General features: G+C 52.4%; 12 protein-coding genes. 11 read left to right on the forward strand and 1 reads right to left on the reverse strand.

The window, feature by feature from the left end; translation table 11 throughout:
* The first annotated feature begins 22 nt into the window (after nucleotides 1–22).
* From trpS to ABGT74_RS09125, 5 genes are read left to right on the forward strand one after another with little or no spacing between them, the layout of a single operon-like run.
* Entirely contained in the window at nucleotides 23–1,033 is a 1,011-nt protein-coding gene (trpS, locus tag ABGT74_RS09105; RefSeq protein ID WP_297282532.1) for a tryptophan--tRNA ligase, read from the forward strand.
* Between the two features lie 25 nt (nucleotides 1,034–1,058).
* On the forward strand, nucleotides 1,059–2,222 hold the full coding sequence (locus tag ABGT74_RS09110; RefSeq protein WP_297282533.1) for an MraY family glycosyltransferase: 1,164 nt from the start codon (nucleotides 1,059–1,061) through the stop codon (nucleotides 2,220–2,222).
* On the forward strand, nucleotides 2,209–3,357 hold the full coding sequence (gene wecB / locus ABGT74_RS09115; RefSeq protein WP_346705286.1) for a UDP-N-acetylglucosamine 2-epimerase (non-hydrolyzing): 1,149 nt from the start codon (nucleotides 2,209–2,211) through the stop codon (nucleotides 3,355–3,357). The genes ABGT74_RS09110 and wecB overlap by 14 nt, the downstream gene beginning before the upstream one ends.
* Complete coding sequence (locus ABGT74_RS09120) at nucleotides 3,354–4,139, forward strand: hypothetical protein (protein WP_297282535.1); 786 nt, start codon at nucleotides 3,354–3,356, stop codon at nucleotides 4,137–4,139. Before wecB ends, ABGT74_RS09120 begins: the two co-directional genes overlap by 4 nt.
* Entirely contained in the window at nucleotides 4,129–5,385 is a 1,257-nt protein-coding gene (locus tag ABGT74_RS09125; protein ID WP_346705287.1) for a methionine gamma-lyase family protein, read from the forward strand. Before ABGT74_RS09120 ends, ABGT74_RS09125 begins: the two co-directional genes overlap by 11 nt.
* A 51-nt stretch (nucleotides 5,386–5,436) precedes the next feature.
* Here ABGT74_RS09125 and ABGT74_RS09130 read toward each other — a convergent pair whose 3' ends face one another.
* Entirely contained in the window at nucleotides 5,437–7,968 is a 2,532-nt protein-coding gene (locus ABGT74_RS09130) for an ATP-binding protein (protein WP_346705288.1), read from the reverse strand.
* Between the two features lie 205 nt (nucleotides 7,969–8,173).
* Here ABGT74_RS09130 and ABGT74_RS09135 point away from each other — a divergent pair, with 205 nt between their 5' ends.
* The 6 genes from ABGT74_RS09135 (at nucleotide 8,174) to glmM (ending at nucleotide 13,393) form a co-directional block, all read left to right on the forward strand.
* Nucleotides 8,174–8,560 carry an Hpt domain-containing protein gene (locus ABGT74_RS09135; RefSeq protein ID WP_346705290.1) on the forward strand — a complete coding sequence of 129 codons (387 nt, stop codon included), beginning with the start codon at nucleotides 8,174–8,176 and terminating at the stop codon, nucleotides 8,558–8,560.
* Nucleotides 8,561–8,582: 22 nt separating this feature from the next.
* The gene (locus ABGT74_RS09140; protein ID WP_346705291.1) at nucleotides 8,583–9,728 is read left to right on the forward strand and encodes a response regulator; all 1,146 of its coding nucleotides are present in this window, start codon (nucleotides 8,583–8,585) and stop codon (nucleotides 9,726–9,728) included.
* A 118-nt stretch (nucleotides 9,729–9,846) separates the two neighbouring features.
* Nucleotides 9,847–10,341, forward strand: coding sequence for a crossover junction endodeoxyribonuclease RuvC (gene ruvC / locus ABGT74_RS09145; protein WP_346705292.1), 495 nt, complete (start codon nucleotides 9,847–9,849; stop codon nucleotides 10,339–10,341).
* A complete protein-coding gene (gene ruvA, locus ABGT74_RS09150) occupies nucleotides 10,342–10,950 on the forward strand; it encodes a Holliday junction branch migration protein RuvA (RefSeq protein ID WP_346705293.1) in 609 nt (202 codons plus the stop codon).
* Nucleotides 10,951–10,962: 12 nt separating this feature from the next.
* On the forward strand, nucleotides 10,963–12,003 hold the full coding sequence (gene ruvB / locus ABGT74_RS09155; protein WP_346705294.1) for a Holliday junction branch migration DNA helicase RuvB: 1,041 nt from the start codon (nucleotides 10,963–10,965) through the stop codon (nucleotides 12,001–12,003).
* Between the two features lie 37 nt (nucleotides 12,004–12,040).
* The gene (glmM, locus tag ABGT74_RS09160) at nucleotides 12,041–13,393 is read left to right on the forward strand and encodes a phosphoglucosamine mutase (protein ID WP_297282562.1); all 1,353 of its coding nucleotides are present in this window, start codon (nucleotides 12,041–12,043) and stop codon (nucleotides 13,391–13,393) included.
* Nucleotides 13,394–13,575: the final 182 nt, after the last annotated feature.

Here is a 13,575-nt window from a genome sequence, read left to right on the forward strand (position 1 = left end):
TTGAGTAAGGGAAGTCATAGCTATGAGCGAAAACCAGAAGCAAACAATTTTTTCCGGTGTGCAGCCGTCTGGTAAGCTGACATTGGGGAATTATCTTGGCGCAATTCGCAACTTTGAGCTTTTGCAGGAGGATTACAACTGCATTTATTGCGTGGTTGATATGCATGCAATTACGGTTCGGCAGGATCCGGCGGCGCTGCGCCGCGCAACGCTGGAAGTTTTGGCACAGTATATTGCCTGCGGACTGGATCCGGAAAAGAGCATTTTGTTTATCCAAAGTCACGTTCCGGCTCATGCAGAATTGGCTTGGGTGCTCAACTGCTTTACCATGTTCGGAGAAGCATCCCGCATGACGCAGTTTAAGGACAAATCTGCAAAGCATGCGGATAATGTGAACGTTGGCCTGTTCACCTATCCGGTGCTGATGGCGGCAGATATTTTGCTGTATCAGACTAATCTTGTGCCGGTCGGCGTGGATCAGAGCCAGCATATTGAAATCTGCCGTGATATCGCAAACCGCTTTAACGGCGTGTACCCGAATACTTTCACCATTCCGGAAGGTCGCTATCCCAAGGCGGGAGAGGGCGCGAAGATCATGAGCCTGTCCGATCCGGAGAAAAAAATGAGCAAGTCGGATGAAAACCCCAACGGCTACATTCTGCTGATGGATAAGCCGGAGGACATTATGCGCAAGTTCAAACGCGCTGTGACGGATTCGGATTCCCGCATTGTGATGGATCCGGTTGGGAAGCCGGGTGTATCCAACCTGATTCAGATTTATGCGGTTGCCACGGGTAAATCTATTGCCGAAGTGGAGGCGGAATTTGCCGGCAAGGGTTACGGTGAGTTCAAGCCGGCGGTTGGTGAAGCGGTGGTTGAGCTGCTGCGCCCGATCCGTGAAAAGACCGAGGATCTGCTGCGCAATAAGGATTATCTCGAGCAGGTTTATACAGAAGGCGCGCAGAAAGCGTCTTATTTGGCGCGCAAGACGCTGAGCAAGGTTTACCGGAAGGTTGGCTTTGTGGGACGTTAAATACCGTCTTTAAGGGGAAAAAACGATGCCTGAATATATTGTAAGTGGCGTGATTATTGCTGCGTTTATCGTGGCGGGCGTGTTGTCTTACTTTTTTACGCCGCCTGTCAAGCGGTTCGCCCATAAGGTGGGGGCGATTGATGTGCCAAAGGATGGCCGCCGTATGCATAAGGAGCCGATTCCGCGTTTGGGTGGTCTGGCGATTTTCGGCGGATTTCTGGCCTCTATCTTGATTTTTGGTGAACTGGATCAGACTATGCTTTGCGTGCTGCTCGGTGCATCCATGATTGTCGCACTCGGTATTTTTGACGATGTGCTGGCGCTGGGGGCAAAGCTGAAATTTGTGGTGCAGATCGTGGCTGCTGCCATCCCGGTTTGCGTTGGCGATTTGCAGATTAAGCTGTTTACCAACTTGAATCCGTTTTCGGATACGCCGTATTTTCACTTGGGGATTTTGGCGATCCCGATTACGATTATCTGGATTGTTGGCATCACCAATGCAGTCAACCTGATTGATGGTTTGGATGGCCTTGCCGTTGGCGTGTCCTCGATTGCGGCGATCACTATGCTTGCCGTTGCGCTTTTGACTGGTAATATGGCGATTGCAGTCACGATGGCGGCGCTCGCAGGCGCCTGCATCGGGTTTATGCCGTACAATCTCAATCCAGCCAAGATATTCATGGGGGATACCGGTTCCACCTTTTTGGGATATATGTTGGCAACGGTATCCATCATGGGCCTGTTCAAGTTTTATGCGGTGATTTCGTTTGCAGTGCCGTTCTTAATTCTGGGTCTGCCGATTTTCGATACAGCTAACGCAATCATTCGTCGTGTAGCAGAGGGACGCAGCCCAATGAGCCCGGATCGCGGACATGTGCATCATAAGCTGATCGACATGGGTTTTAACCAGAAGCAGGCGGTTGCTATTTTGTATGCCATCAGCGCAACGCTTGGCTTGACGGCGGTAGTGCTGACTTCGTCGGGTGAGGTAAAGGCGATTGTCCTGCTGCTGGCAGTATTGGCGGCGATTCTGGTCGGCGCCTGTGTCATTTACGGTGCGGAGCACTGGGCAAAGCATCCGAGCGAGCATGAGGAGATAATGCACAGCGAGGAAGAAGCAGATGAGACTGTGCAGACGGCGGCAACAGAGGACGCGGTACAGGAGGATAAGGAACATGAGCAAGATTAAGGTAATGACGGTGTTTGGCACACGGCCGGAAGCCATTAAAATGGCGCCGCTGGTGCATGCGCTGGAGCAGAATGAAAATACAGAGTCGATCGTATGTGTAACGGCGCAGCATCGTGAGATGCTCGATCAGGTGCTGGATATTTTCCATATCAAGCCGGATTACGACTTGAACATCATGCAGCCGCGTCAGACGCTGGCACTGATTACAGAAAAGAGCCTGCATGGATTAGATGAGGTGCTCGAGCAGGCAAAACCGGATATTGTGCTCGTGCATGGTGATACGTCGACGACGTTTGCCGGTGCGCTGGCTGCATTCTATCACAAAATCCCGGTAGGACATGTAGAAGCTGGTTTGCGCACATATGACAAATATTCTCCGTTCCCGGAAGAAATGAACCGTAAGCTTACCGGTCAGATAGCAACGCTTCATTTTGCGCCGACGCCGCGCAACCGCGACAATTTGGCACGCGAAGATATTACGGAAGGCGTGAGCGTGGTCGGCAATACGGTCGTTGACGCGATTCACATCACGGTTCAGCCGGATTTTGCGTTCCGGGATGAGCAGCTCAAAACGCTGGATTTTGAAAACAACCGCGTGGTTCTTGTAACCGCGCACCGCCGTGAGAATTACGGCGAGCCAATGGAAAACATCTGCCGTGCGATTGCGGAACTGTCGGCGGCATATCCGGATGTACACTTTGTTTATCCGGTGCATCTCAGCCCGTATGTGCGCGAGACGGCAGAGAAATTCTTGGGCGGAAACGAATGCGTTCACCTGATCCATCCGCTGGCAGTGGATGAAATGCACAATCTGATGGCGCGCTGCTATCTGATTATGACCGATTCGGGCGGCTTGCAGGAAGAGGCACCCAGTCTGGGCAAGCCGGTGCTGGTGTTGCGCCGTGAAACCGAACGTCCGGAAGCCATTGAGGCGGGAACGGTCAAGCTGGCAGGCGTGGAGCAGGAAAACATTGTCCGCTTGGCGCGTGAGCTGTTTGATGATCCGAATGCATATGCAGCGATGGCGCATGCGGTCAATCCGTATGGCGATGGTAAGACCTCGGCGCGTATTTTGCAGGCGATTGAACACTATTTTGGCCTGCGGTCGGATGGACCGGCTCCGTTTGCACCATGAAGCCGCATAAAAGTCCGTCTACACCCATGCTCGCAGCCATTGGTGCAGCGGTGCTGGTAGGGCTGCTGTTTTTGAGCTATGTGCTTTCTTCCGGGATGCTGCATCGCAAGGACACCGGTATCGTTCTGCAAAGCGGTACGGAAAATGCGCCGACCGTTAGTTCCGGAAGTCAGCTGTTAACCGCACAAAGCGTGGCAGATGTCACAATCGGTCCTGATAACGCGCAAAAAGTCATTGCGTCTTTGACGCGCCCGGAGGCGTACAGCTGCGTCATTGAAAATACGCTGTATTATTCCGGTGGCTCGGCCACACTTCGCTGTCGTCAGTACATGCTGGATGGCATGGTTCGTACGGATTGGTTGACCGAAGCGGGAGCGGTGCAAAGTACGTTGGTGCGTGCAGGAGATACTGCCTATACTTGGGAAAACGGCAGCACAACTTTCTATAAAGGCGCATGGGGTGAGTTTTCAGATGACTCTGCTGCGATGCTGCCAACCTATGAGGATGTGCTGGATGAAAGCATTGTGTTGACAAGTGCTGGCAGGCAGGATATTGATAATGAACCGTGCATTATGGTCGAGTTTGAGCAGGGCGGATACCGCTGTGTATACTATGTTTCGGCGGCCTCTGGTTTGCTGAAAAAAGCATCTTTTTATCAGGGGGAAAATTTGACGCGTCAGGTCGTGGTCAGTAATTTCAAGACCGAGCAGCCGGATGCGGAACTGTTCACATTGCCGAACGGTCAGAAGTTATTGGGAGACAACACACAAAATGATGAATAAGTTACAAATATCAGAGGAAATTCGCGCGCTCGGTCAACAGGCCGAGCGCGAAATCATGCCGTATTTTGCGCGCATTGAAGAAATCTGTGACCGCAATACGGAAAAAGTGCTTGCAGCTTTTGCGAAAAACCGCGTATCGGATAATCTGTTTGCCGGAACGACCGGCTATGGCTATGACGACCATGGACGTGACACGCTGGATCGCATTTACGCCGATATTTTCGGCACGGAGGCGGCACTGGTGCGCATTGGTTTTGTCAACGGAACGCATGCGCTGTCCTGTGCCATGTTTTCCGCCGTTAAGGCGGGGGATACCGTACTTTCCGTGACCGGCCCAGCCTATGACACGCTGCAGAATACGATCACAGGCGATTACTGCGGTAGCATGAAGCAGTATGGTATTGGCTACAAACAGGTCGATTTAGTAAACGGCATGTCTGACTTGCCGGCAATCGTACAGGCGGCGCAGGATCCAAATGTCAAGCTGGTATTTATCCAGCGCAGTCGGGGCTACGCTGTGCGCAAGACATTGTCCTGTGCGGAGATCGGGGAGATCTGCAAGACCGTGCGTGCGGTCAATGAAAACGCGGTCATCATGGTGGACAACTGTTATGGTGAGTTTGTGGAGGACATTGAGCCAACGCAGGTCGGTGCGGATCTGATCGCGGGATCGCTGATCAAAAATCCGGGCGGCGGTTTGGCGCCGACGGGCGGCTACATCGCGGGACGCGCGGATTTGGTGGAAAACGCTTCGTATCGGCTGACCGCGCCGGGCATCGGTGGTGAATGCGGCTGTACGATGGGGCAAAACCGCTTGCTGTATCAGGGACTCTTCATGGCACCGCATACGACGGCACAAGCGCTCAAGACGGCCATTTTCTGCGCTAAGGTGATGGAGCTGCTGGGTTATGAAGTTAGCCCGAAGGCAGAGGAGCCACGGTATGACATCATTCAGACGATTGCATTTGGTGCTCCAGAACTGTTGTGCCGCTTTTGTGAGGGTATTCAAGCCGGTGCGCCCGTGGATTCGTTTGTGACTCCGGAGCCGTGGGCGATGCCGGGCTATGATGACCCTGTTATTATGGCGGCCGGTGCATTTGTGCAGGGTGCGTCGATCGAACTGTCTGCGGATGCGCCCATGCGTGAGCCGTATGTGTGCTATATGCAGGGCGGCCTGACATATTCTTCGGGTAAGGCGGGTATTCTGCTCGCAGCGGAACGCATTCACAATCAGAAGAAGGCATAAGAAAAAGGGACGGTTTTTACCGTCCCTTTTAGTTTACAGGGGAAAAGCGGTTTAGGTTAGGGATTGCAAAAGCTGACACAAAACCGAAAAATCAATGGGTTTGACGATGTGTGCATTCATGCCGGCAGCTTGTGTTTTTGCAATGTCTTCTGGAAAAGCGTTTGCAGTCACAGCGATAATGGGGATGGTTGTGGCATCTTCGCGATCCAGCATGCGGATTGCCTGTGCAGCTTGACAGCCGTTTATGTTCGGCATCTGCATATCCATTAAGATGGCATCAAATTCATGCAGCTGCGACGCAGAAAAGCGCTCGACAGCCTGCTGTCCATCCCAGGCCTGTACCACCTGAACATCGTGCATGGAAAGAATTTCGGTTGCGATTTCCATGTTGATTTCGTTGTCCTCTGCAATCAGCAGCTTTTTGCCGCGCAGATCGAATGCAGATGGTTCGGTTTGCGCCGTTTGCTCCGTAGCCAGGGAGGTGGTTGTGCTTTCCGGTTCGGTAACGATTTGCAGCGGCAGCGTCACGATAAATGTGCTGCCCTGACCCAATTCGCTTGTAACACGGATTTCACCATCCATGCGTTTGACCAAACTATGGACGATCGCCATGCCCAATCCGGTGCCGACAATAGATCGCGCGCTGAACCGGGTTTCCCGTGCGTATGGCTCGAAAACATGCTGGAGAAATTCTTGAGACATGCCAATACCAGTATCCTGCACGGAAAGCTCATAGCTGCTATGTTTGTCGGTTATGTTTTCGGTCAGCCGGACGGAGATAGATGCGCCGGATTCGCTGTACTTAAAGGCGTTGGACAGCAGATTGTTTAGGATTTGACTGATGCGCGAAGCGTCGCCCAGAACCATGCGATGGCGCAGATCACATGTCAATGAGAGGTTTTTCTCCTCGTTCTTTGCCTGATGACGGAAGGTTTCCACGCAGTCGTCAACACATTGCTGCAAGTCAATCGGGTGATAGTCGAGCGAGATATGGCCCTGCTCCATGCGGGAGATTTCCAGCACATCGTTGACAAGGTTGAGCAACTGCTGACCGGAAAACTGTATTTTATGTAGGAGGGTTTTGAGCTTGTTCTGGTCGTCTAAATTATGCTGCGCCAGTTCGGACAGGCCGATAATGGCATTGAGCGGTGTGCGCATATCATGCGACATATTGCTGAAAAATGCGTTTTTATCTGCTTCGCTCCGGTGGGAGGATTCCAGTGCATTTTGCAGCAGCTCCAGCTGTTTGAGCTGACGGGTTTTTTCCTGATTGACTTCACGAAAAGCCAGTACGACTTCGTCCTGTGCAAATGCCTTGTCAAACAGGATGCTGACATTGACCCAGCGCTCGCCGTTTTCAAAGCGACGCAGATAGTCGCCGCCGAATTCTGTGACCTGATCGTGCACAAGCTGCTGGATGTTTTCGAGAGAAAAGCTGCTGGCAAATTCCTCGTAGGTGCTGTGTGTGACAACCTGCTGTATCGTATGCAGCAAATCCGCATAGCGGCCCGTCGCACTGATTTTATGGCGGGTATCCTTTGCGCACTTGATCGCTTGGTACATACCGGTTTTATAGTTGACGCGATAGATAGCATAGTAGAGGTTCCCGAGTGCTCGGACAGTGTCATCTGTGCGGCGGATTTTGCGGTTCAAGCGGTAATCACGGATGGACAGCAGCACAGCGGCGATCAGAAACAGAGAGGAGATGAACAGGAAAAGCCGGTAAATTCCGGTCAATTCGCGTAGTACCGTGCGGAATGGAATGGTCAGAATGGTGATCCAGCCGTTGCTCATCTGATAGTAATAGACACCGCTTGGTTTGCCATCCGGTCCGGTGATACTGGCGTTATATGGGTCGAGCACACCTTCCTGAATACGTTGCACCAAACTGTTGACATAGGGCTGTAGCTGCTCCGCCTCGTGGGGGACAGCTTCATGCGCATATAGGAGCGTACCCTCTTGGTCGCATAGGTAGTAAGAGCTGCCCTCCGGCAGGGACAGCATATCATCAGCGGTATGAAAATCCTCCGGAAAGACGTCAAACAACAGCATATTATCGGAATTGCGTGCTTTCTGCGCAATGGTGATGACTTGTTTTCCGGTGATGGCATCCTGATAAGCGGATGTGAAGATCACCTCGCCGTTGGCTTCCATTGCCATACGGTACCAATCGGTTTGGCGAAAATCATAAGAGTCATCACCGTCCCAAGGATTGGCGGCAACGATATGTCCTTCGACGATCGCGTACAGATCCACAGAATTGTCCTGCAAAACCTGCGGCATTTTACGGAAAAAGTTTTCGATCCATGTTTGGATCTGTTGCTCACTGGCGTCGTTTTCGGTCATCTGGTCGAGGTATTGCGTGCCAAGATTCATCATAGCGCTATAGGTATCAATATTGTTTTGTTCTTCAGCTGCATAGTTCTGCGTCAGGGAAGTGCCGAATTGCTGCGCATTTTGCAGCAGTTTTTCGCGCATCGTATACAGACTGAAGATGGTCAATGCGGCAAAAAACAATAAGAATAGGATGTTGAGCCATAAATGGTGTAGTGCGGTGCGATTCCTTGCTTTCTGATGCTTCATCTGTTTTCTCCTTCCGATGGACGCTCCATTGCCAGTATGGGACATTGGCCAGCATTTGTCAATTCTCCGAAATGGAAACAATGATGGAGCGGATGAAGATTTTTGCATCATTTGTCTGTGCCGCTTGCCCGCTTTGTCTTTCTGCGGTATAATGAAAACGATTCCTGATTCATGGAGGAATACGCTGCGAGGGAGAAGCGATGGTATGGATCAAAATACGTTTTTAAAAAAATTGGATGAGGCCGGTATTGATACGGAAAAGGCAATTGGCCGCTTTATGGGCAATACGGCTTTGTTTTTGAAGTTTGTTCGTCGCCTGCCGGAAGCGTTGCGCTTTAAAGAAATCCGGACAGCGCTGCAGCAGGAGGATGATGAAGCGTTTTATATGTTGGTGCATACGCTCAAGGGGACTGCGGCGAACCTGTCTGCGGAGAACTTGGCAGAATGTGTACAAGCAATTTTGGTAGAGTACCGTACCTCTGGTTTTAAGCATATGCGAAAGCTGGAAGGCTTGCTGCGTGAGACCGAGGTGGAAAGCGAAAAGCTGTCCGAATTGCTGCGCGACATGGACGCCGCCTTGGCGGATGGATGAGAGATGGTAGGGAGGGAAGCCTATGATACGTGATACACTATTGATTGTAGATGATTCGGAATTGGATTTAGCCATCCTGAATGAAATATTCAAGGGCTTGTTTCGGGTGGAATGCTGTCAGGAAGCCAATCAGGCGCTTTCCTTTTTGCAAAAGAATGCCGATCGGATTTGCGCGGCGCTGGTAGACATCTGTCTGGGACGCCGTGGCGCAGGATTTACGCTGCTGCATCGTCTGCAAACCAATGCACTGACTACGCAGCTGCCGATCATTCTGATTACATCGGATGCAAGCAAAGATAATGTCATGAGTGGCGTAGAGCACGGCGCGGTGGATTTTCTGGTCAAACCGGTCGACCCGCACTCCGTGCAGGAGCGGGTGTGCACTATTGTACGGTCTGCTTGGCCGGAAAAAACAACGATTTTGGATCAGAAGCGCGGGACAGTCAAACAAGAGACAGTAGCCGAAGCAAAGGAGGATACTGCGTCCGAAGGCGGATTCTCTTTGCTGGATTGTGTTCCGGAGCAGCTATCGGCTGCACAAACGCAGCAGCTTGTGGACTGCTGGTGTAAAAAGCTGGCCGCATTGTGTGCACATCGTGCCAATGTTCGTCCAACACCCAGCGGGACGATTCCACATCTGACAGCGCTTTTGACAGAAGCGTGGCGTTTGCGGCATTCGGGCGGCAGCCTGACGGAACTGCAGGCAGCCTATGTGAAGCAAGCCGCGCGGATTTGCGATATTGGTTTGCTTGGCTTGCCGGATGATGTGATCGCTTTGGGCGCAGAGCAGCCGGAGCCGGGGCGGAAGACGTATATGCGGCATACTGAATTGGGCCGCGCATTGCTGGAAAGTGAAAAGCCGCATCCGTTTGTGAAAATCTGTATGGATGTTGCATATTGGCACCACAAGAATTACGACGGAACAGGGTATCCGGTGACACAGGAGAAGGCTGCTGTGCCGCTGAGTGCGCAGCTGGTGCATGCGGCAATGCGCTGTGATCTATACCTGCGCAAGTATCAGGACAGGCTGGACTGCTTTGATCGTGCTTTGCGCGCGCTGGCAGGGGAAGCGGAGAATCTGATTTCGATGGAGATGTATGAGACCATCGAGAGTGCTCGTGAGCCGATTGAGGACTGGCTTTCAAAGGGCGGACTGAGTGACGATTGACCATAGGGATGGATCTTCGGCCTTGGCGAGCGGGTGTAGTATGCATTTGGGAAATCAGGTTGCATATTGCACTGTTTCATGGTAAAATACTCTAGTTACAAGGCAGAGGTTTGCGTTTATGACGATTCTTGGCATAGATCCGGGATATGGTACCATCGGTTATGGTGTAGTCCGGTTTGACAACATGAAATTTACGCCCGTACAATACGGCGCGGCAACAACCAAACCCGGTATGCCGATGCATCTGCGTCTATGCGAGATATATGAGGACATTGGGACGCTGGTGGATACCTTTCATCCGGATGAAGTCGCCATAGAGGAACTGTTTTTTTCTAAAAACGTCACAACTGGTATTCAGGTTGCGCAGGCGCGCGGGGTGATCCTGCTCGCGCTGGCACAGAAAGGCTTGCATCCGGTTTCTTACACGCCGAATCAGGTGAAAATGGCGGTGGTCGGCTACGGCAATGCAGAGAAAAAGCAGATGATGGAGATGACAAAAAGCATCTTGCATCTGACCAAACTGCCGCGGCCGGATGACGCAGCTGATGCGCTTGCGTTGGCCATTTGCCACGGACATTCCAGACAGGCGATGCGATATGAGGGTTTGCTGTAAATGTTTTATTATGTAGATGGCACAGTAACAGTGCTCGAACAAGGACTTGCCGTGATCGACTGCGGCGGTGTGGGCTATGCCTGCCATGCGTCACAGAATACGATTGGTAAGCTGAAAATCGGCGCGCATGCGCGTCTCCTCACTTATTTGAATGTGCGTGAGGATATTTTTGAATTATATGGCTTTATCGACGAAGAAGAGCAATCATGCTTCAAAATGATGCTTGGGGTATCTGGTGTCGGCCCGAAGGCAGCGCTGTCCATTTTGTCGGTCGCGCCGCCGGATAGGTTGGCGTTATCCATCATCACCGGCGACGAAAAAATGCTGATGCAGGCGCCCGGCATCGGTAAGAAGATTGCCCAGCGCATTGTGCTTGAGCTGCGGGATAAAATGAGTAAGGAACAGCTGGAGACTGCTTCGGCGGCTTCGCCGACCGTTGTCGCAGCGGTTGCGAGTGGCGTCAACCATACACAGGAGGCAGTGGCAGCACTGATGGTGCTCGGATACAGTCAGGCAGAGGCATTGCATGCAATGGAAGGATTGGATGCCGCCGGGATGGAGGCGGAGGAGATCATCCGTCAGTGTCTGAAAAAGCTGGTCAAACAGTAAGGGAGTGTTCCTTTGAGTATAGAATTTTCCGGCGGAATGGCGGACGATGAGCGGATCATATCCACGCGCCAGCTTTCCGAGGATGAGGCTGAAAATTCGCTGCGCCCCAAAACCATGGCGGACTATGTTGGTCAGACCAAGGCGAAGGAAAATTTAAGCGTATATATTGAAGCGGCGAAGATGCGCGGAGAATCGCTCGACCATACGCTGTTGTATGGCCCGCCTGGTCTTGGCAAGACGACGCTTGCAGGCATCATTGCCAGCGAGATGGGCGTGAATATCCGCGTTACGAGTGGACCGGCAATCGAAAAAGCGGGAGATTTGGCGGCTTTATTGACAAATCTTTCGGAAAATGATATTTTGTTTATCGACGAGATCCACCGTCTCGACCGCGCGGTTGAGGAGATTCTCTATCCCGCGATGGAGGATTATGCGCTGGATATTATCATTGGCAAAGGACCGTCGGCACGTTCGATTCGAATTGATCTGCCGCGGTTTACGCTGATCGGTGCGACAACACGTGCGGGACAGATGACCAGCCCTTTGCGTGACCGCTTTGGCGTCATGCTCCGCTTGGAGTTGTATTCACCTGAGGAGCTTTGCCAGATCGTGGAACGCTCGGCAGGTATCCTGAATGTGCCGTGTGAGCATGATGGCGCCTTTGAGATTGCGCGCCGGAGCCGCGGCACGCCGCGTATTGCCAATCGTCTGCTGCGCCGTGTGCGCGATTTTGCACAGGTGCGCGGTACGGGTACGATAGATAAAGCCAGTGCGGATATGGCGCTGCGTGCGCTCGAAATCGACGAGCTTGGTCTGGATAATGTGGATCGGCGGATGCTTAAAAGCATCATGCTCAACTACGGGGGAGGCCCGGTTGGGCTGGATACACTGGCCGCAACGATTGGCGAAGAAGCGATCACGCTCGAAGATGTTTATGAGCCGTACCTGATGCAAATCGGCTTTCTCAGTCGTACGCCGCGCGGGCGGTGCGTTACGGTGCAGGCTTATCGTCATATGCATATGGAACCGGCGGACGGGCAGCAAATGCTGTAAGACCGCCGTTAATAATAAGAAAGTTGGGTGTTTGATATTGGGTAGATATTTCGGAACAGACGGCGTTCGTGGTGTGGCAAACCTGGAACTGGATGCACTGCTCGCCTTTAAGATCGGTGCTGCCGCTGCTTATGCGCTGACGCAGGAGGCAACGCACACCGGTAAGGCCAAGCTGCTGATCGGCAAGGATACTCGTATTTCTTCGGATATGCTGGAGAATGCGTTGGTTGCCGGCATTTGCTCGGTCGGTGCGGATGTGGAGCTGCTTGGTGTCATTCCGACGCCGGCGGTGGCATTTTTGACCATCAAGCACAAGGCAGATGCAGGCATTGTCATTTCGGCGAGCCATAATTCGTTCGAGTATAATGGCATTAAGATTTTTGCGGGTAACGGCTATAAGCTGCCTGATGCAATTGAAGCGAAGATCGAAGACCTGATCGACGATTTTGAGTCTATTCCGAAGATGACCCATGAAAAGCTGGGTCGCGTGATTAAAAGCAAGATCGATCCCGTGGTGGAGTATACCGATCATTTGGCGGAAACCATTCGGGGCGACCTGTCCGGTCTGCGTGTGGCGGTGGACTGCGCAAACGGCGCATCCTCGACAACGGTCGAGCGCTTGATGCGTCTGGTTGAGTGCAAGGCGGAGATCCGTTTTTATGAGCCAGACGGTATCAATATCAACGATAACTGTGGCTCGACGCATTTGGAGCAATTGAAAACGCGTGTGCGGAACGGCAACTTTGATTTGGGTGTGGCGTTTGACGGCGATGCCGACCGCTGCCTGATTGTTGACGAGACCGGTGAAGAACTGGACGGCGACCGCATTATGGCAGCCTGCGCCGCGCACATGAAGAAGGAAGGCAAGCTGCGCGGCGGCGCGTTCGTGGCGACTGTTCTGTCGAATATGGGCCTGCACGCTTACGCGGAAAAGAACGGCATGCGTATTGAGTGCTCCAATGTGGGTGACCGCTACGTGCTGGAAATGATGCTGCAAAAGGGTTATATCTTGGGCGGTGAGCAGTCCGGCCATGTCATTTTTCTGGAATACGCTTCGACAGGCGACGGTGAGTTGACCGCGCTGCAATTCATGTCGATTCTCAAGGCGAGCGGTAAGAAGTGCTCGGAAATTGCGGCAGAAGTGGTGCCGTGGCCGCAGCTGATGATTAACGTCAAGGTTCCAAACGATAAGAAGGCTACCTTGCAGGAGCTGCCGGAGGTCAAGGCGGCAATTGACGAAGCATCGGCAGAATTGGCGGAGAACGGTCGCATTCTGGTGCGCCCGTCTGGTACAGAGGCACTGGTTCGCGTGATGGTCGAAGGCAAAAACAGCGAGCAGGTAGATACTTTGGCAAAAAGGGTTGCCAAAGTCATCGAGTCTGTCGTATAATAGGAAAGAGCCAACAGAGGTGGATGTGGTTTTCGCATCCACCTTGTTTTGTTTGAAGGAAGGTGAGAGTATATGACGACAAGTGAATAGCAGCAAAAGCGCCAGAACTGCGGTGCAGCCGGTATCGCAGTTGACGAGGAAAGGGTTAATCGAAGGCTTCGGCGGGTGCCCTTCGGCCATGA

This window comes from uncultured Agathobaculum sp., assembly GCF_963927765.1.
Classification (GTDB): domain Bacteria; phylum Bacillota; class Clostridia; order Oscillospirales; family Butyricicoccaceae; genus Agathobaculum.